The 15,786-nt window shown below is 71.5% G+C and carries 17 protein-coding genes; 9 read left to right on the forward strand and 8 right to left on the reverse strand.

Annotated features, from left to right (window positions below; genetic code table 11):
• Nucleotides 1–6 precede the first annotated feature (6 nt).
• The gene (locus ABD999_RS03645; RefSeq protein ID WP_271280331.1) at nucleotides 7–903 is read left to right on the forward strand and encodes an SMP-30/gluconolactonase/LRE family protein; all 897 of its coding nucleotides are present in this window, start codon (nucleotides 7–9) and stop codon (nucleotides 901–903) included.
• A 4-nt stretch (nucleotides 904–907) separates the two neighbouring features.
• Here the strand turns inward: ABD999_RS03645 and ABD999_RS03650 are convergent, their stop codons facing one another.
• The gene (locus ABD999_RS03650) at nucleotides 908–1,639 is read right to left on the reverse strand and encodes a TetR/AcrR family transcriptional regulator (protein ID WP_271280330.1); all 732 of its coding nucleotides are present in this window, start codon (nucleotides 1,637–1,639) and stop codon (nucleotides 908–910) included.
• 38 nt (nucleotides 1,640–1,677) lie between these two features.
• Nucleotides 1,678–2,241: a GPP34 family phosphoprotein gene (locus ABD999_RS03655; RefSeq protein ID WP_271280329.1), complete on the reverse strand. Its 564-nt coding sequence runs from the start codon at nucleotides 2,239–2,241 to the stop codon at nucleotides 1,678–1,680.
• A 107-nt stretch (nucleotides 2,242–2,348) separates the two neighbouring features.
• Here ABD999_RS03655 and ABD999_RS03660 point away from each other — a divergent pair, with 107 nt between their 5' ends.
• Nucleotides 2,349–3,185 carry an alpha/beta fold hydrolase gene (locus tag ABD999_RS03660; RefSeq protein WP_271280328.1) on the forward strand — a complete coding sequence of 279 codons (837 nt, stop codon included), beginning with the start codon at nucleotides 2,349–2,351 and terminating at the stop codon, nucleotides 3,183–3,185.
• Entirely contained in the window at nucleotides 3,178–3,741 is a 564-nt protein-coding gene (locus ABD999_RS03665) for a TetR-like C-terminal domain-containing protein (protein ID WP_271280327.1), read from the forward strand. The genes ABD999_RS03660 and ABD999_RS03665 overlap by 8 nt, the downstream gene beginning before the upstream one ends.
• On the opposite strand, the gene ABD999_RS03670 is transcribed toward ABD999_RS03665, so the two are convergent.
• Entirely contained in the window at nucleotides 3,738–4,631 is an 894-nt protein-coding gene (locus tag ABD999_RS03670; RefSeq protein ID WP_271280326.1) for an NAD(P)-dependent oxidoreductase, read from the reverse strand. The two genes, ABD999_RS03665 and ABD999_RS03670, sit on opposite strands and share 4 nt — an antisense overlap.
• Nucleotides 4,632–4,708: 77 nt before the next feature.
• Between ABD999_RS03670 and ABD999_RS03675 the strand changes: the two genes are divergently transcribed.
• Nucleotides 4,709–5,062: a winged helix-turn-helix transcriptional regulator gene (locus ABD999_RS03675; RefSeq protein ID WP_271280325.1), complete on the forward strand. Its 354-nt coding sequence runs from the start codon at nucleotides 4,709–4,711 to the stop codon at nucleotides 5,060–5,062.
• A 342-nt stretch (nucleotides 5,063–5,404) separates the two neighbouring features.
• Here the strand turns inward: ABD999_RS03675 and ABD999_RS03680 are convergent, their stop codons facing one another.
• Together ABD999_RS03680 and ABD999_RS03685 are read right to left on the reverse strand one after the other, a co-directional pair.
• Nucleotides 5,405–6,469 (reverse strand): response regulator transcription factor, encoded by a 1,065-nt coding sequence (locus tag ABD999_RS03680; RefSeq protein ID WP_345482565.1) that lies wholly within the window; start codon nucleotides 6,467–6,469, stop codon nucleotides 5,405–5,407.
• On the reverse strand, nucleotides 6,466–7,785 hold the full coding sequence (locus ABD999_RS03685; RefSeq protein ID WP_271278791.1) for a sensor histidine kinase: 1,320 nt from the start codon (nucleotides 7,783–7,785) through the stop codon (nucleotides 6,466–6,468). Before ABD999_RS03685 ends, ABD999_RS03680 begins: the two co-directional genes overlap by 4 nt.
• 111 nt (nucleotides 7,786–7,896) lie before the next feature.
• Between ABD999_RS03685 and ABD999_RS03690 the strand changes: the two genes are divergently transcribed.
• Together ABD999_RS03690 and ABD999_RS03695 are read left to right on the forward strand one after the other, a co-directional pair.
• Entirely contained in the window at nucleotides 7,897–8,580 is a 684-nt protein-coding gene (locus tag ABD999_RS03690; RefSeq protein WP_271278792.1) for an ABC transporter ATP-binding protein, read from the forward strand.
• Nucleotides 8,577–9,308 carry an ABC transporter permease gene (locus tag ABD999_RS03695; RefSeq protein ID WP_271278793.1) on the forward strand — a complete coding sequence of 244 codons (732 nt, stop codon included), beginning with the start codon at nucleotides 8,577–8,579 and terminating at the stop codon, nucleotides 9,306–9,308. Before ABD999_RS03690 ends, ABD999_RS03695 begins: the two co-directional genes overlap by 4 nt.
• Nucleotides 9,309–9,387: 79 nt before the next feature.
• On the opposite strand, the gene ABD999_RS03700 is transcribed toward ABD999_RS03695, so the two are convergent.
• Nucleotides 9,388–9,546 (reverse strand): toxin-antitoxin system HicB family antitoxin, encoded by a 159-nt coding sequence (locus ABD999_RS03700; protein WP_148031854.1) that lies wholly within the window; start codon nucleotides 9,544–9,546, stop codon nucleotides 9,388–9,390.
• A 36-nt stretch (nucleotides 9,547–9,582) separates the two neighbouring features.
• Between ABD999_RS03700 and ABD999_RS03705 the strand changes: the two genes are divergently transcribed.
• From ABD999_RS03705 to ABD999_RS03715, 3 genes are all read left to right on the forward strand, one after another.
• On the forward strand, nucleotides 9,583–10,785 hold the full coding sequence (locus tag ABD999_RS03705) for an RNA-guided endonuclease InsQ/TnpB family protein (protein ID WP_271278794.1): 1,203 nt from the start codon (nucleotides 9,583–9,585) through the stop codon (nucleotides 10,783–10,785).
• A gap of 254 nt (nucleotides 10,786–11,039) precedes the next feature.
• Nucleotides 11,040–11,513: a hypothetical protein gene (locus tag ABD999_RS03710; protein WP_261808580.1), complete on the forward strand. Its 474-nt coding sequence runs from the start codon at nucleotides 11,040–11,042 to the stop codon at nucleotides 11,511–11,513.
• Nucleotides 11,514–11,880: 367 nt separating this feature from the next.
• On the forward strand, nucleotides 11,881–13,314 hold the full coding sequence (locus ABD999_RS03715; RefSeq protein ID WP_271278795.1) for a serine/threonine-protein kinase: 1,434 nt from the start codon (nucleotides 11,881–11,883) through the stop codon (nucleotides 13,312–13,314).
• Between the two features lie 4 nt (nucleotides 13,315–13,318).
• On the opposite strand, the gene ABD999_RS03720 is transcribed toward ABD999_RS03715, so the two are convergent.
• The gene (locus ABD999_RS03720; protein WP_148031856.1) at nucleotides 13,319–14,191 is read right to left on the reverse strand and encodes a hypothetical protein; all 873 of its coding nucleotides are present in this window, start codon (nucleotides 14,189–14,191) and stop codon (nucleotides 13,319–13,321) included.
• Between the two features lie 463 nt (nucleotides 14,192–14,654).
• A complete protein-coding gene (locus ABD999_RS03725; RefSeq protein ID WP_271278796.1) occupies nucleotides 14,655–15,752 on the reverse strand; it encodes a type IV toxin-antitoxin system AbiEi family antitoxin domain-containing protein in 1,098 nt (365 codons plus the stop codon).
• Between the last annotated feature and the right edge of the window lie 34 nt (nucleotides 15,753–15,786).

Raw genomic sequence — 15,786 nt, forward strand, 5'->3', positions numbered from 1 at the left:
GAGACCATGACGGCACCGCGCATCCTGATGGACGGCCTGGGCATCGGCGAGTCGCCGCGCTGGCACGACGGCCGGCTCTGGTTCTGCAACTGGGGGGACGACGAGGTGATCGCCCTGAGCCCGGACGGCCGGGCCGAGGTCGTGTTCTCCGAGCCCGGGGTCGGCGCCCACTCGATCGACTGGCTGCCCGACGGCCGGATGCTGATCGTGCCCAAGAACACCGACCGGGGCCGGCTGCTGCGCCGGGAGGCCGACGGCTCGCTGGTCCCGCACGCCGACCTCAGCGGCCTGCCCTCGGGCTTCAACGAGATCGTGGTCGACGGCCGCGGCAACGTCTACGTCAACGGCGCCGACTTCGACTTCCTCGCCTTCCTGGAGAAGGCCATGGCCGACGGCATGGACACGCCGCTGCACGAGCGACCGGACTTCGTGCCCGGCTACATCGCGCTGATCACCCCCGACGGGCGGGCCCGGCAGGTGGCCGGCGACATCGCGTTCCCCAACGGCATGGTCGTCTCACCGGACGGCCGTACGCTGATCATCGCCGAGTCGTTCACCGGCAAGCTCACGGCGTTCGACGTCGCGTCCGACGGGAGCCTGTCGAACCGCCGCACCTGGGCCGCCGGGCTGGGCCCCGACGGGATCTGCATGGACGCGGAAGGCGCGGTGTGGACCTCGACCGGCGGCAACGAGGTGGTGCGGGTGCGCGAGGGCGGCGAGGTGCTGGAGCGGGTCGAGCTGGACCGGGGCCCGTTCGCGTGCATGCTGGGCGGCCCGGACGGGCGGACGCTGTATGTCGTGGCCGCCGAGTGGAACCCGTCCGACCCGTTCGGCGGCCCGCGCACCGGCCAGGTGCTGGCCGTCGACGCCCCGGCCCCGCGGGCGGGCTGGCCGGGACACTGACAGGTCAGCGGGCGCGGCGCGCGACGAGCGCCTCGACGCCGTCGAGCAGCAGGTCCAGGCCGAACGTGAAGTCGGCGTCGTCCGTCCAGCCCTCCGCCCCGCGGAACGCGCCCTCCCGCACGGCCGCCGACAGCGCCGGGTAGGTCGCGGGGTCGAGCAGCGCGTCCAGCATCTGGCCGTAGTCTGCGGCCCCGGAGAGGCCGTCGTAGCCGTCCGGGGCGGGGGCGCGCATCGCGTACGTGAGCATGGCGTCGGAGGCCGCGTACCCGGAGAGCGTGGTGGCGGCGCGGACCCGCTCCCCCGCGTCCAGCCCGGCGTCGCCGAGCGCGGCCAGCGCCCGGTCCAGCCAGAGCATGGCGCGCGGGCCGGCGGGCGGGACGGACCGGTCGACGGAGAGCAGCCAGGGCCGGGCCAGCAGGAAGTCGCGGTTGGCACGGGCCCACCGAGCGAGGTAGTCGCGCCAGGGCAGGCCGTCACGCTCGGGAGGGTCGGGCGCGGCGCTGTCGGCCATGATCGTCAGCAGCTCGGCCTTGCTGCCGACGTAGCGGTAGAGCGCCATGGTGGCCACGCCGACGCGGGAGGCGACGGTGGCCATGGAGACGCCGCCCAGCCCTTCGGCGTCGGCGATCTCGATGCAGGCGGCCACGATGCGCGCCAGGTCGAGCCGCGGTTTCGGGCCGCGGCGCGGCACCGGCTCGCGCCCCCACATCCGCGCCACCACCGGCGGCAGTTCCATGGCGACCAGCTTAGCCGCGGCTGATCAGCGGAGAGCCGCTAGAGCGTGCCGTTGGCGGCGGCGGGCCAGGCGAGCTCGGCGACGATCGCCGACTCGACGGCCACCCGCAGCCAGTGGTCCCTGGTGAGCCCGTCGATCTTGCGTGCCCGCTCCCGCCTGGGCAGGTCGCGGAACCACCGGCGGTGCAGGTCGCAGGCGCGCATGATGGCCAGCAGGGCCACCGTGTCGTGGTGCGCGGGCAGGCCGCGCAGGGCGGTGAGCAGCCTGTCGACGATCGCGTACTCGGCTCCGTACTCGGGCGCCGACAGCCGCGTCACCGTCCGGTCGTGGAAGAGCCCGCGCGCCGGCCGCTCGCAGACGACGACCCTGCCCTGCTCGCGCAGCGCCGCGATGCGCCGCAGGTGGGGGCGGCCCGCCGCGACGCTGACGATCCGCTGCGGCAGGCCCGGCTGCGGGCCGTGCCGGGCGAGCTCGGCCGCCGCCAGCCCGAGGTCGAGGTGCGGCGGCAGCCTGACCTTGCCGTCGCGACCCATAACCCATCCGTCGGAGGACGCGCACAGGGCCAGGATCAGCAGCTCGTCCGCCATCGCCAGCCGCGACATGCCCGTAGCCTACGCCGGGCCGGGCGACCGAGACAGACCCGGATCCTTGACATCGCTGGCTAATGACATTAGCTTTCAAGCTATATATCGTAGCTGGAGGCGGGACCATGACAGAGACACTGGAACTGGAAGGCGGGCGGCTCGGATACGAGGTGTCCGGGGAGGGCCCGCTCGTCGTGCTGGCGCCCGGCATGGGCAACGACCGCGCCGCCTACCGGTTCCTGGCACCGCGGCTGACCGCCGCCGGATACCGGGTGGCGGTCACCGACCTGCGCGGCCACGGCGACTCGACGCTCGGCTGGTCCTCCTACTCGCGCACCGACACCGCGCACGACCTCCTGGCCCTGATCCGCCACCTGGGCGGGCCCGCCGTGATCGTGGGTCACTCGTTCTCCGGCGGGGCGGCCACCATCGCCGCCGCGCGGGAGCCCGAGCTGGTGCGCGCCGTGGTGGAGATCGCCCCGTTCACCCGCCCCCAGCAGCCGGACCTGGGCGGGCTCGTGCGCAACCCCGCCTACCGCAAGGGCATGTCACTCCTGATGGCCACCGGGACGCTGCGCAGCCTCGGCCTGTGGAAGCGCTATCTGGACCACGCCTACCCGGGCCGCAAACCGGCCGACTTCGCCGCCTACCTGGACGAGCTGGGCCGCGACCTGAGCAGGCCCGGCCGGATGGCGGTGATCAGCAAGATGGGCATGGCCGCGCCCAAGGACGCCGGCGCCCAGCTGGCCGGCGTCCGCTCCCCCGCGCTGGTCGTCATGGGCACGGCCGACCCCGACTGGAACGACCCGCGCGCCGAGGCCGAGGGTGTGGTCGCCGGGATGCCCGACGGGATCGGCCAGGTCGTCATGATCGAGGGCGCGGGCCACTACCCGCACGCGCAGTATCCCGACGAGGTCGCCGGGGCCATCCTGACCTTCCTGAAGGAGCGGCTGGATGGCTAGGGCCGCGCTCTCGTCCAAGGCGGTGGTCGGCCTCGCACTGGAGATCGTGGACGAGTCGGGGCCGGCCGCGCTCACGCTCGCCGCGGTCGCCGCCCGCGCCGGGGTGGCGCCGCCGTCGCTCTACAAGCACGTGCGCAACCTCGCCGAGCTGCGGGTGCTGGTGTCCGGCCAGGTCATGGAGGAGTTCGCCGAGCACGGGAACGCGGCCGTGCTCGGCCGCTCGGGCGACGACGCGCTGCGGGCGCTCATGCGGGCCTGGCGCGCGTACGTGGTCCGCAACCCGCACCGCTACGCCGCCATCCTCCAGTCCCCGGAGCCCGCCACCGCCGCGATCGCCGAGCGGCTGGTGGACATCCTGCTGGCCGCGCTGCGCGCGTACGACCTGGAGGGATCGCAGGCGATCCACGCCGCGCGCTGCCTGCGCGCCGCCGCCCACGGGTTCGCGGTGCTGGAGACCGGCGGTGCCTTCCAGCTGCCGGAGGACCTGGACGAAAGCTACGAGCTGCTCATCGACATGGTCATCGCGGGCCTCCGGCGAGAGCCGCCCCGCTCCTAGTGAGCCGCCGGAAGCAGGGACACCAGGCCTGCCAGGCCCTCGTCGCCATGCCCCTGGGCCACCCGATGGCGCATCAGCTCCATGTACGGGACGAGCAGCCGGGAATCCACGCCCTGGTCCCGCGCCGTGGCCAGGAGCGAGTCGTTGCCCGCCGCCATCATGGCGAGGTTGGAGGTGACGCCCTCGGTGTAGTCGCCGCTCACCAGCTGCGCGGCCATCTCCTGGCTGCTGCCCGCCATCGCGCCGAGCCACTCCGCGAGCAGCCCGGCGAACCTGGCCAGGTCGAGGTCCTTCTCCCGGCTCACCAGGGCGAAGGCGTGGGTGATGCCCGCGAGCATGCCGGTCATCGCGCTGAGCAGGGCGATGTCGTGCAGCGCCGCGTGGCCGGGGTCCTCGCCGACGAACTCCGCCCCGGCCGGGACCTCCAGCGCCTCGCGGTGGCGGTCGAACAGCTCCCGGTCGCCGCTGTAGAACACGTAGCCGCCGGTCTCCGGACGGCCGATCATCGGGGGGACGGCCATGATCCCGCCGTCCAGGAAACGGGCCCCGCGCTCGCCCACCCAGCGGGCACGCCGCCCGGCCTGGGCGGGGGTGCCGGTGGTCAGGTTGACGACGTCCTTGCCGTTCAGGTCGGCGCCGTCCAGGGTCTCGCCCACGGAGTCGTCGTCCAGCAGGCAGAGGACGACGGGACCGGCGGCCGACGCGATCGCCTCCGCCGCCGTGTCCGCCGCCCGCGCGCCGCCGCGTACGAGCGGTTCGGCCTTCTCCCGGGTACGGTTCCACACGGTCAGCGGATGCCCCGCGGCGAGCCAGGAGTGGGCGAGCGCGGTCCCCATGTCGCCGAGGCCCAGGAGGGTGATGGGAGTCTTCGAGGTGATGCCGGTATCCATGTCCACCAGGTTCGGGCACGCCCTGGACCATGATCAAGTACGCACTCTTTTGTGGGTGGTTACCTTAAGGTAAGTGCATGACCAGGCGAGACACGTACGTGTGCGGCATCGACGCGGCCATCGACGTGGTCGGCGGCAAGTGGAAGGTGCTCATCCTCTGGGCCCTGGACGAAGGCCCGCTCCGGTTCGGCGAGCTGCGCCGCGGTATCCCCGGCGTCACCGAGAAAGTCCTCACCACCCATCTGCGCGAGCTGGAGAACGACGGCATCGTCTCCCGGGACGAGGCCTTCGAAGGGGCGGTGCGCCGGGTCGCCTACACCCTCACCCCGCTCGGCGCCTCCCTCAACGAAGCGCTGGCACCGCTCGGCGACTGGGGCCGGAAGCACCTCCTCGGCGAGCATCACGAACCCGGCGAAGTGTCCCCGCGCTGAGCTCCTCCCGCTTCACAGTCGGGCCACCCGCGAGCGGAAGCGGCACCTCGTCCCACGGCATCGCCAGACCACTGGCCTGACAGCGGTACGGCGCCCGCACCGGACATCCCGTCCCCACGCAGGACCAGACCACCGACCTACCAGCGCTACGGCGCTCGCTGACGTCCCGCCCTCACGGCGGAACCAAACCACCGCCCCTACCAGCGGTACGACGCTCGCTGACGTCCCGCCCCCGTGCCGGACCAGACCACCGACCCACCAGCAGTACGACGCCCGCACCTGATGTCCCGTCCCCATAGCGGGATCAAGCACTGACCTACCAGCGGTATTGAACTCCGGTCCTCATGGCGGGGCCAGACCTTGGCGGAAGGCGTAGGTGACGGCTTGGGCGCGGTCGCGGACCCGGGTTTTGGCGAACAGGTTGTTGATGTGGGTCTTCACGGTGGCTTCGGAGATGTGGAGTTGCCCGGCGATCTCCGCATTGGACCGGCCCTGGGCGATCAGCCCGAGCACCTCCACCTCCCGCTGCGTCAGCCCGTCAGGCCGCCTCGGCTGAACATTCCCCGGCCCGGCCTGGTCACCCCGCCCCGCTGCACCCCTCCGCCGCCCGTTGATGTCCCGGCCCCTGCTGAAGCCCTGTCCGACATCAGCGCCCCCGCCTTTGTCGAAACCTCGTCCGACATCAATGCCCCCACCCGCACCGGATTCCTGTCCGGCGTCAGTGCCCCCGCCCGCGCCCTCGCCGAACCCCCGTCCAACATCAGCGCCCCGGCCAGTGCCGAACCCCCGTCCAACATCAGTGTCCCCGCCCGCGCCGAAACCCCGCCCCACGCCAGTACCGAACCCCCGTCCAATATCAACACCCCCACCCGCGCCGAATCCCCGCCCATCCCCACCAGCGTGGGCGTTCCCAGGCGCCGCGTACCCCCACCTCTCCTCGATACCTGGTCCCGCTCCAGAGCTCAGAACCTCGCGATCCCCAGGACCGCCCGCCACGGTCTCCGCCAGGCGGCGTTGCACCGGAGGCGCGAAGTGTGCTTCGCCGTCAGCCACCACCGAGATGGCCCTGGCCAGGGATTCGGCGTCGGTGTCCTTCGTCAGGTAACCCCGAGCCCCGGCCCTCAAGGCTGCGAAGACAGACTCGTCGTCGGAGTACGTCGACAACACCACGACCTCGGTACGGGGGTGCTCCCGTCGGATGATCCGCGTCGCCGCGACCCCGTCCATGCGAGGCATGCGCAGGTCCATCAGCACGACGTCCGGGGCCAGTTCGGCCACCAGCCTGACCGCCTCCTCGCCGTCACCGGCGGCGCCCACCACCTCGGTGTCCGGGAGCAACCCCAGGAGCAGCACCAATCCTTCGCGCACGACGGTCTGATCGTCGGCCACGAGCACGCGCACCGTCATGCCGGCACCCGCAGCACCACCGCGAACCCTCCGTCGTCGGCCCCCGCCGTCAGCGACCCCCCGATCAGCTCCGCCCGCTCACGCATGCCGATCAGCCCGTAACCCGCACCACTTCTCGCGGCCATCCGCCCGCCCGGCTCCACGGCTCCCTCACCAACCCCATCCCTGACACCCCCGATGTCGGCGTCGCCTGACGAACGTGGGCCGTCACTGCCTGACGAGTGGGGCCAGTCAGTCGTGTGCCCGATGCCGTTCCCCTGCTGAGCGCTCCCGTTGCTCAGGGCAGGACCGTTGCCCGGAGGGCTTCCCGCGTCAAAGAGGCCGGGACCGGGCAGGCGGGCCGCAGGGGCGCCGCCGTCGCGGATCTCCAGCTCGCACCAGCGGCCGAGCAGGCGCAGCGACACCTCGGCCGGCGCGCCGGGAGCGTGCTTGCGGACGTTGGTGAGCGCCTCCTGGGCGGTGCGGGCGACGGCGAGCTTGGCCTCCGCCGACAGCCCGGCTGCCCCAGGATCGACGGTGAGCACGCACGACGCCCCGGTGGTCGCGCGGAACTCGGCGGCGAGCCGTTCGAGGCGCTCCGGCAGCGGCAGGTCCCTGCCGCGCAGCGTGTCGAGAGCGCGACGGGTCTCCTCCAGGCCCACCCTGGCCAGGTGGACGGCCCGCTCCACCCGGTCGAGCGCCAGCGCCGGGTCGGCGCCCGTCCTGAGCAGGACACGGGCACCTTCCAGATGGACGATCTGCGCGGACTGCGCGTGGGCCAGGATGTCGTGGACCTCACGGGCCAGGCGGGCACGCTCCTGCAGCACCGCCTCGCCCGCGCGGGCCTCGGCCACCTCGACCGCCTGCCGCTTGGTCGTGGACACGTGCCAGATCAGGAACGAGAACACCACCGTGTAGGCCATCCCCGCCGTCATCCCCCACGCCGCCGCCATGTCGAACCCGGTCAGGTAGGACACCAGCGGCAGGGCGGCCAACAGGAGCGCGGTCAGCGGGACGGCGGCGCGCAGCCGTACCCTGTGCGGCGCGGCGATGGCGGCGAAGAAGGCGAAGCCCAGGCCGGTGTAGGGCTCGATCGCCTGCATGGCCGCCGCCCCCACGACGGTGACCAGGAGCGGTGGCACGTTGTGGCCGGAGACGGCGCGGGAGCGGAGCAGCCAGATCGCGCAGCCCCAGGTGGTGGCCCCGACGAGCAGCGCGAGCAGAGTCTCCTGGGCCGTCGCCCTGGAGTGCGCGATCGCGATGGGCCCCCAGAGCAGATAGAGGGCCACGAGGGCGAGCCCCGTGACGCGGGCCGCCCGGCTGCGGAGAAATGCCACGTCCCCCAAGGTAATCGCGGGCCGCGCCCCGCACATCAACCCGTGGTTGGAGAACGGAAATCAACCCCTGCGCCCATGCGCGACGACCCCGCGATCACCGATCGTAAACGCATGACCTCGATCCGCGTCCATCGTCTGCGCAAGTCGTTCGGCAAGCTCCTGGCCGTCGACGACCTGTCCTTCACCGTGCCCGAGGGCACGATCACCGCCTTCCTCGGCCCCAACGGCGCCGGCAAGACCACCACCCTGCGCATGCTCCTCGGGCTGGTCAGGCCGACGTCCGGCGAGGCCGTCCTCGGCGGCGTGCCCTACCACGAGCTCGACCGCCCGCTGGAGCGGGTGGGCGCGGTCCTGGAGGCCACGTCCTTCCATCCCGGCCTCACCGCCGCCACCCATCTGGAAGCCGTACGGATCGCGGCCGGCCTTCCTGCGGCCCGGGTCGCCCGGGTGCTGGAGCAGGTCGGCCTCGAAGCGGCCGCTCACCGGAGGGTCGGCGGTTTCTCCCTGGGCATGCGCCAGCGGCTCGCCCTGGCCACGGCCCTGCTCGGCGAGCCTGACACGCTCATCCTGGACGAGCCGGCCAACGGGCTCGACCCGGCCGGCATGCGCTGGCTGCGCGGCTTTCTGCGCGCGTACGCCCACGAGGGCCACACGGTGCTGATCTCCACCCACGTGCTGGCCGAGGTCGAGCAGATCGCCGACCACGTCGTCATCATCGCCGCCGGGCGGTTGCGCTGGAGCGGCCCCCTGGCCGGAGCCGGTCTGGAAGACCTCTACCTGGAGGTGGCGGGATGATCCCCCTCATCAGGGCCGAGCTGCTCAAGGCCCGCGCGAGCCGCACGACCAGGGTGCTGGTGGCGGTCACGCCGTTGTTCTGCGCGCTGTGGGCCTGCCTGCCCGCGCTGATGCCGGCCGCGTCCGACGCCGTCCGGATGGCCAACGTCTACAACATGGCGCAGCAGGCGTACGTGTTCACGATGATCATCGGCATCCTGGGGATGTGCGGCGAGTTCCGTCACGGGACGATCACCTGGAGCTTCCTCGCCAGCCCCCGCCGGGGCCGGGTGGTGCTGGCCAAGCTGGCCGTCTACGGGCTGGTGGGGCTGGCCGTCTCGGCGCTGTCGGCGCTCGCGACGCTGGTCGCGGGGGCGGCGCTCCTGTCGTCGCAGGGGCATCCCGCGCTGAGCTCCGACGTGCCGTGGGTGCTGACCGGCGCGGTGCTGGGCAGCACCCTGTACGCGCTGCTCGGGGTCGGGCTCGGCGCGCTGATCCGCCACCAGGTGGGCGCGATCGCCCTGGCCTGCCTGCTGTTCATGTACGGTGACGCGTTCCTGGCCTGGCTGGTGCCCGACGTGTTCCGGTGGCTGCCGACCGGGGCGGCCAGGGCGCTCGGCGGCATGCGGCTCGACTCGGGCGGCGAGCTGTTGCCTGCCTGGGGAGGCGGCCTGCTGTTCGCCGGCTACATCGCCGCCGCGGTGCTCGCCGCCCGGTTCATCACTCTGCGGCGTGACATCACCGGATAAACCGGAGGATGCTCCGGCCTTAAGGCCGGGGAGGAATCCGGTTGTCCGCGTAGCGGGGCCAGGAAGCAGCGATTCGCCTTCAAGGTGAATCGCTGTTCACCCGGGGAGTGCCGATTGCGGCCTCCAGTAGGTGCACGATCTCGGCATTGAGGGATCGCCGGTCGGTCTTCGCCTGAGCGGTAAGCCGGGCGTGGAGGTCGGCGGGTAGTCGAAGGGTGATGCGCACCTCGGTTTCCATGCGTTCATGGTGGCATGCCAGAGGCATAATGACACCATGACGACACCAAATGATGCCGAGGGGGCCGAGCATGCCCGGTACACCTACCGGCTTCGCGTGTCGTCCAACGCACTCGCGGCGCTACTGGCCGAGTGGGACCGGTGCCGGTGGGCGTGGAACCAGTGCGTGGCCACCTCCCGCGCCGCCCACAAGGCTCGTGAAGAGTGCGGCCCCGCCCGGCTTGACAAGATGCTGACCGGTTGGCGCGCTGGGAACGCCTGGCTAGGCGAAGGCGCGTGCGTGCCGCAGCAGCAGATCATCCGGGATTTCGCCAAGTCCCGGGCGAAAGCGTTGAAGGACATCAAGGCCCGGCTGCCCGTCATGCAGCGCGCGGGGATGCCGGAGTTCAAAATGAAACACCTGGCGAAGCCGACGCTGAGCTACACGCGGCGCGGTTTCCGGTTGAGGGACGGTCGCCTGCACGTGGCCGGGGGGATCGTGTTGACGGTGGTGTGGTCGCGGGATCTGCCCGAGGAGCCGTCCAGCGTGCGCATCTACCGCGACAGCCTCGGCCACTGGTACGCCTCCTTCGTCGTGCGGGCTGAGATGCGGCCCCTCCCGCAGACCGGTGCCGTGATCGGCATTGACTGGGGCGTCACGGAGACCGCGACCACCACCAGCGGCGACCATGACCTGCCCTACGCCGGGCATGGGAAGAAGGCCGCCGCCCGGCTGGCCCGATACCAGCGGCAGATGGCCAGGCGGAAGCCCGCAAAAGGGAAGGCGGCCTCGAACGGTTACCGACAGGCCAGGCAGCAGGCCGCCAAGGCGCACAAGAAGGTCGCCCGGCAGCGGATCGACACTGCCCGCAAGTGGGCCAAGAAGGTCGTGCGTGACCATGATGCGCTGGCCGTGGAGGACTTCCGGCCGAAGTTCCTCGCCAAGTCCACCATGGCCCGCAAGGCGGCCGACGCGGCGATCTCGGCCACCAAGCACGAACTGATCAACATGGCGCGCAAGCACGGCAGGGACCTCCGGCTCGTGCACCCCGCGCACACCACCATGGACTGCGGACAGTGCGGAGCGAGAACCAAGCACGCACTCCCGCTGTCGGAACGCACATACACCTGCACCGCGTGCGGAACCGTGTCTCCCAGGGACAAGAACTCCGCCCGCGTGATGCTCGTCCGGGCTGGTCTGAACCCGGCTGGTGCTGATCGTGGAAGACCTCTCGTCCCGCTGGGGCAAGAGGCAGCGTGAGCCAGAAATCCCCTGAAGTCCCTGAAGGGCCGGGAAGAATCCCCTTCCTTCAGGGAGGGGAGCAGTCAATTGACCGGTTTTCTCAGATGGTCTTCATGTTCCACAGAGGTCGTCTTCAGGCGGCCCGGCGAACATGGGTTGCGCAGGCCTCTGACGTGGAAAGACGGTTTCACGATGAAAACGGTGAGAATGAACGCGCCTCTCATGGCTCACACGGCCGGTGCGAGCCTCGTCGCGGCGTCGGCGGGTGCGCGGTGAACCCGACGCTCGTGCGGCGCGCCCTGGCCGCGCTGACCGTCATCGCCATCTTCGGCGCCGGCTTCGAGCTCGCCGTGGAGCGCCACTGGCGCAGCGTCCAGCAGCTCGTGCCGTGGGCGGCGCTGACGCTGCTCGCCGTCGGCGTTCTCCTGCTGCTGGCCACCCGGCTCTCCGGCACGGTGCGGGTGATCGCCGCCGTGGTGCTGCTCGCCTCGGCCTTCGGCGTGTTCGCGCACGTGTCGGCCAACATGACGGTGGGGTCCTTCTCGGGCGCGCTCGACGGAGTGTCGATGATCGGGCAATGGTGGCACGCGTTCACCAAGTCGGTCGGCGACGCCCCGCCGCTGGCCCCCGGCATGCTCGCCCAGGCGGCCCTCCTGCTCCTGCTGGCCACCTACGTCACCGGCCGCCCCTCGGCGGGCAGGCACGCCGAGGCTCCGGTGGCGGTCAAGGAGCCGGCCGAGCGATGACGGGGCTGACCGGCTTCGGACGAGGGTGAAGCCGGTCGGCGAGTCACCGGAGGTGTCCGGCGATCAACCTCGGCGAGGGTCGGTGAATCTGAGTCTTCCCACCTCCATCAGGCTCGACCGCTGAGGAGCTCACTGATCTCGGACCGGCAGCCCTCAGGTGGGACACAGGGAAGCACTGCGGCGCGCCTGCCCCGACTCCCGGGCGGGCCGCCGGCGTTTCTGCTTGATCCACGAATCGTCACTAAAATCTGACATGATCCTGGAGAATCCCGGCGTGCCGGTGGCAGCTCGCCCAACGTGCGTGGAGGAGATCATGTCCGCTGGCCCGTTGGAGCCGGGAGACCCACGTGTGCTCGGGGCGTTCCAGGTGGTCGCACGCTTGGGCGAGGGCGGACAGGGGGTCGTCTACGAGGGGCGGAGCGCGTCCGGCGGCCGCGTTGCGATCAAGGTTCTCAGGGGTGGGAACGATCCCGACACCCGCCGCCGGCTGGCCAGGGAGCTGGAGTCGGCCCGCCGGGTGGCCCCCTTCTGCACGGCCCGCGTGCTGGAGGCCGAGCCTGACGGGCCGGTGCCGTACGTGGTGAGCGAATTCGTCGCGGGCCCGTCATTGCAGGAGCGGGTACGCGCGGGCGGTCCCCTGCGGGACGGCGACCTGGAGCGGCTGGCGGTCGGCACGGCCAGCGCCCTCGCGGCCATCCACGGTGCCGGGGTCGTCCATCGGGACTTCAAACCCGCCAACGTGCTGCTCGGTCCCGACGGGCCACGCGTGGTCGACTTCGGCATCGCCCGGCCGCTCGGCGACGGCACGGCGTCCTCGACGATGTCGGGGACGCCACCGTACATGGCGCCTGAGCAGCTCAAGGGAGAGCACGGGTCTTCAGCGGCCGACGTCTTCGCCTGGGCCGCGACCATGGTCTACGCGGCGACCGGGCGGGCGCCGTTCGGCAGCGACACCGTTGCCGCCGTCTTCCACCGCATTCTCACCCTGGAGCCCGACCTTTCCGGCATTCCGCAGAGCCTGCGCGAGACCCTGGCCGCTTGCCTGTCGAAGGATCCCCGGGCCCGCCCTTCTGCCCGGTCGTTGCTGATCCGCCTGGTCGACCCCGGGGCCTCCACCGTCACGGTTCCCGACGTCGGCCCGGTTCCCAGCGCGTACGTCCCCCCGGACTGGCCGGCCCCGAGCCCGACCAAGGTGCTGCCGTCCGTCGACGGATCGACGGTGCGGGGTCAGGGCGACTTCTCGTACGGCGAGACGGTCACCCGGCGGAGGATGCGGCCGGCCCTGCCGTTGATCGCCGTCACCCTGGCGGCTCTCGCGACGGCCGGTGTGCTGTACGCGACGGGGACGATCGGCGTCCCGGCCGAAGGCGGCGAGGCGACGACGCAGACGGCGTCCGATCCGCCCGCTGACCGGGAATCGGCCTCCGGGCGGACACCGACGTCATCTCCGGAATCGTCGTCCAGATCGGCTACGGCCGGGACGGGCGGGATCCCCGAAGCCTTCGCGGGGACTTGGACGGGACAGGTCATCTCGCAGGACGACCGTAAGAAAAGCGTCGAGGTCACGGTCACCCTGCCGGGCGGGCAGAGCGCCGGGACGTGGGCCGCCGGCGACTGTGACCAGCAGGCCACGCTGACTCGCGTCAGGAGCGACACCGTGCTCGACATGGCCGTGGCGCAGCGGGATCGGTGCGTGGGCGGAGACATGACGCTCACGCTGAACGCCGCCGGGACACTGGACCTCGTACGGCAGGAGGGCGCGGGCTCGCTGGAGTACCGCGGGAGCCTGCGCCGTTCCTGACCGTTCAGCCGGCGCGCGCGATCTGGAAGGAGTACGCCCCGGTCTTGGCCTCGCCCGACCTGACGACCAGCGCGTAGCGCCCGTCCCCGCCCGACAGTGGGATGTCGAACTCGTAGCCGCACAGCGGGATAGGCTGCCGGGCGTCGGCGACGCTCTTCTCGGCGGCGTCGTACAGTTCCAGCTGGATGGCCGTGCACGCCCCCGCGCCCCCGAGGACCTTGACGGCCGTCGCGCCGTCGGAGTCGAACTCGAAGCGGTCGATCCGTCCGGGGACGTCCAGCCGCCCGGCCCCGTCAGGGCTGCCCTCGCCGATCTGCAGGCCGACCGCCACGGGGAAGGTGCGGACCTTCACGGTCGCGATCCGGAAGCTGTACGCGCCTATGACGTTCGTGTTCCCCCAAACCTCCAGCCGGTGCCCGCCCACCTTGGTCAGTTTGAAGAGCGAGGTGCCGAAGCTCATCGCGACGCTGGACGGGCCCAGCGGTTCGCCGTCGACTTCGGAGAACACCTGTAACTGGATGTCGGCACCCTGCATGTCGGCGACGTAGAACTCCTTGGCGTCGCCCAGGTCCAGGGTGAACTTGTCTTTCTGCCCCGCCCGGGTCAGCTCGGCCGACACCGTGCTGCCGTCGGTCAGGGTGCCGCCCGGCTCGACCGCCGTCGAAGGCTCGTCATTCGCTTCCTGGGCCGGCGCGCTCTCCGCCTGAGCGGGTGCACTTTCGCTGGTCGTATGGCTGGTCACGGGTGCCGGAGCGGTCTCAGCGCCCCCGGTCTCGCCACCGGCGAAGCCGCATCCCGAGAGCACAAGCAGGAGGAGTACGAGGACGGCACTGGTGCGGCCGGGGGCGACTCTGCGCACCACAGAGAAATCTGTCATGTCACCCATTCTTCGGAGCCCGCTTACAAGCCGATTGCCCGCAACTATCCTCGCGCCGGAAGGCCATGGGAAAGGCCGTTTCCCGTCTGGACCCCGGCCTCGACCGAGACCCGGAGATCCCCCAACAACACGCTCGTGCATCCGTACTTCACCTTGCACACCGACCACGGCGTACCGGCCGAGGCCGACCTCCACGTGCGGGCCTACGCGGCGGCGCCCGAGGAGCGCGGCGCGGCGGTAGTGGCGGCGCTAAGGGTTTGTGCGGCGACCCGGGACTGCGCGAGCGGTCCGCGACCGGGACGAGCTGCTCTTCCAGCTCAGTGCGGCAGAGCCGGCTGACCTTCGCGAGTCAGTCGCCCGCGTCCGCGCAGCGAGCGGCCGGTCGGCGTGCGGTAGCGATGGCAACGGAGTGGCACGGACAGGCTCAGAGAGCTGAGTCTGCCTCGTCTTCCAGGGAGTCGAGCTACCGGCGCAGCCGCCCGACGATCTCGGCGGCGATCTGCCGGCTCAGCCCGTCGTCGGCAGGGTGCTGAGCACCTGTCGGATAACGCAGCTCGGCCAACAGGACCGCGACCCGGCTCTGCGCTTCAGCGACGCTGTCGGCAGCCGTCAGCTCTGCATAGGCCCGCAAGTTTCTCGGCGTCAGTCCGGACGGGTCGAGGTCCGGCAGGAAGTGGGCGACGAAATCCGGTCCGGCGGTCGGGAAACTGTGGGCCGGAGCGAGTGGCAGCATGGCGTCATAGACCTCCTGAAGGTCCACCAGATCGCGCCGGACGGCTTCCTGGAGCGCGCGCCCGAAGTCGTCGTGGTCGGTGAAGCCCCGCATCAGATCCAGGATCGTCCGGAACGGCGTGGTCACCGGAATGCCCTCGACGACGGTGACGTCCGCCGCCGCCAGCCGTTCGACATGGATGATCGTGGCCCGTGGCGCGGGCAGCTCGGCCGGCGCGGTGAAGATCGTCCGCGGCACGGCGAGCGCCCCGAGGCCGAGCAGCCGGGCCGCCGACTCGTGCGACAGCACGGCGTCGTCGGTCGCGGTCTGCGGCCGCTCCCAGCGGAACCGGTCGGGAGCCAGCGCCAGCCACGCGGCGTAGGAATAGCCGTATTTGAGTGCCACCGAGCTGGCGGCGTGCTGGTAGACGCCGTGGTCGAGCTCGGTCAGCAGCCCGGCCTCCCGGAGACGGTCCAGCTCACCGTCGTCGACCCCGAGCCGGGCCAGTTGGGCACGGGTCAGGAAACCCTGCTGCCGCGCCGCCGCGATCGACAGCTCGTAGCACCGCTCGTGCGACATGCGCCCTCCCGTGGCGTCCGTTGCCGCCGCGGTATTCAAGGCGTAGTCGACGGGCACACCAGCCTCCGGCTCGAAGTCGAAGTCGATGATGTCCTCGGGAACCGCGAACGGCTGCCGGTCGCCGAACAATCGCCGACGGCGCTCCGCCTCCTGGCGGCGAATCTCCTCGTGGGCTCGCTCGACCACCTCGGGGCTGAAGGTCCGCTGCCCCCAGCGCTGCCCGTCGGTGTCGTCTGCGCCGGGGTCCGCCTGGTCGCTCTTGTCGATCATGTCGTCCTCCTTCCCCAGAGTAGACCCGAACGTC

The organism is Nonomuraea ferruginea (assembly GCF_039540635.1).
GTDB lineage: Bacteria > Actinomycetota > Actinomycetes > Streptosporangiales > Streptosporangiaceae > Nonomuraea > Nonomuraea ferruginea.

Coding starts and splice junctions, on each gene's coding strand:
- ABD999_RS03645 (WP_271280331.1), top strand. CDS start 7: ATGACGGCACCGCGCATCCTGATGGACGGCCTGGGCATCGGCGAGTCG.
- ABD999_RS03650 (WP_271280330.1), bottom strand. CDS start 1,639: ATGGAACTGCCGCCGGTGGTGGCGCGGATGTGGGGGCGCGAGCCGGTG.
- ABD999_RS03655 (WP_271280329.1), bottom strand. CDS start 2,241: ATGTCGCGGCTGGCGATGGCGGACGAGCTGCTGATCCTGGCCCTGTGC.
- ABD999_RS03660 (WP_271280328.1), top strand. CDS start 2,349: ATGACAGAGACACTGGAACTGGAAGGCGGGCGGCTCGGATACGAGGTG.
- ABD999_RS03665 (WP_271280327.1), top strand. CDS start 3,178: ATGGCTAGGGCCGCGCTCTCGTCCAAGGCGGTGGTCGGCCTCGCACTG.
- ABD999_RS03670 (WP_271280326.1), bottom strand. CDS start 4,631: ATGGATACCGGCATCACCTCGAAGACTCCCATCACCCTCCTGGGCCTC.
- ABD999_RS03675 (WP_271280325.1), top strand. CDS start 4,709: ATGACCAGGCGAGACACGTACGTGTGCGGCATCGACGCGGCCATCGAC.
- ABD999_RS03680 (WP_345482565.1), bottom strand. CDS start 6,469: ATGACGGTGCGCGTGCTCGTGGCCGACGATCAGACCGTCGTGCGCGAA.
- ABD999_RS03690 (WP_271278792.1), top strand. CDS start 7,897: ATGACCTCGATCCGCGTCCATCGTCTGCGCAAGTCGTTCGGCAAGCTC.
- ABD999_RS03695 (WP_271278793.1), top strand. CDS start 8,577: ATGATCCCCCTCATCAGGGCCGAGCTGCTCAAGGCCCGCGCGAGCCGC.
- ABD999_RS03700 (WP_148031854.1), bottom strand. CDS start 9,546: ATGGAAACCGAGGTGCGCATCACCCTTCGACTACCCGCCGACCTCCAC.
- ABD999_RS03705 (WP_271278794.1), top strand. CDS start 9,583: ATGACGACACCAAATGATGCCGAGGGGGCCGAGCATGCCCGGTACACC.
- ABD999_RS03720 (WP_148031856.1), bottom strand. CDS start 14,191: ATGACAGATTTCTCTGTGGTGCGCAGAGTCGCCCCCGGCCGCACCAGT.
- ABD999_RS03725 (WP_271278796.1), bottom strand. CDS start 15,752: ATGATCGACAAGAGCGACCAGGCGGACCCCGGCGCAGACGACACCGAC.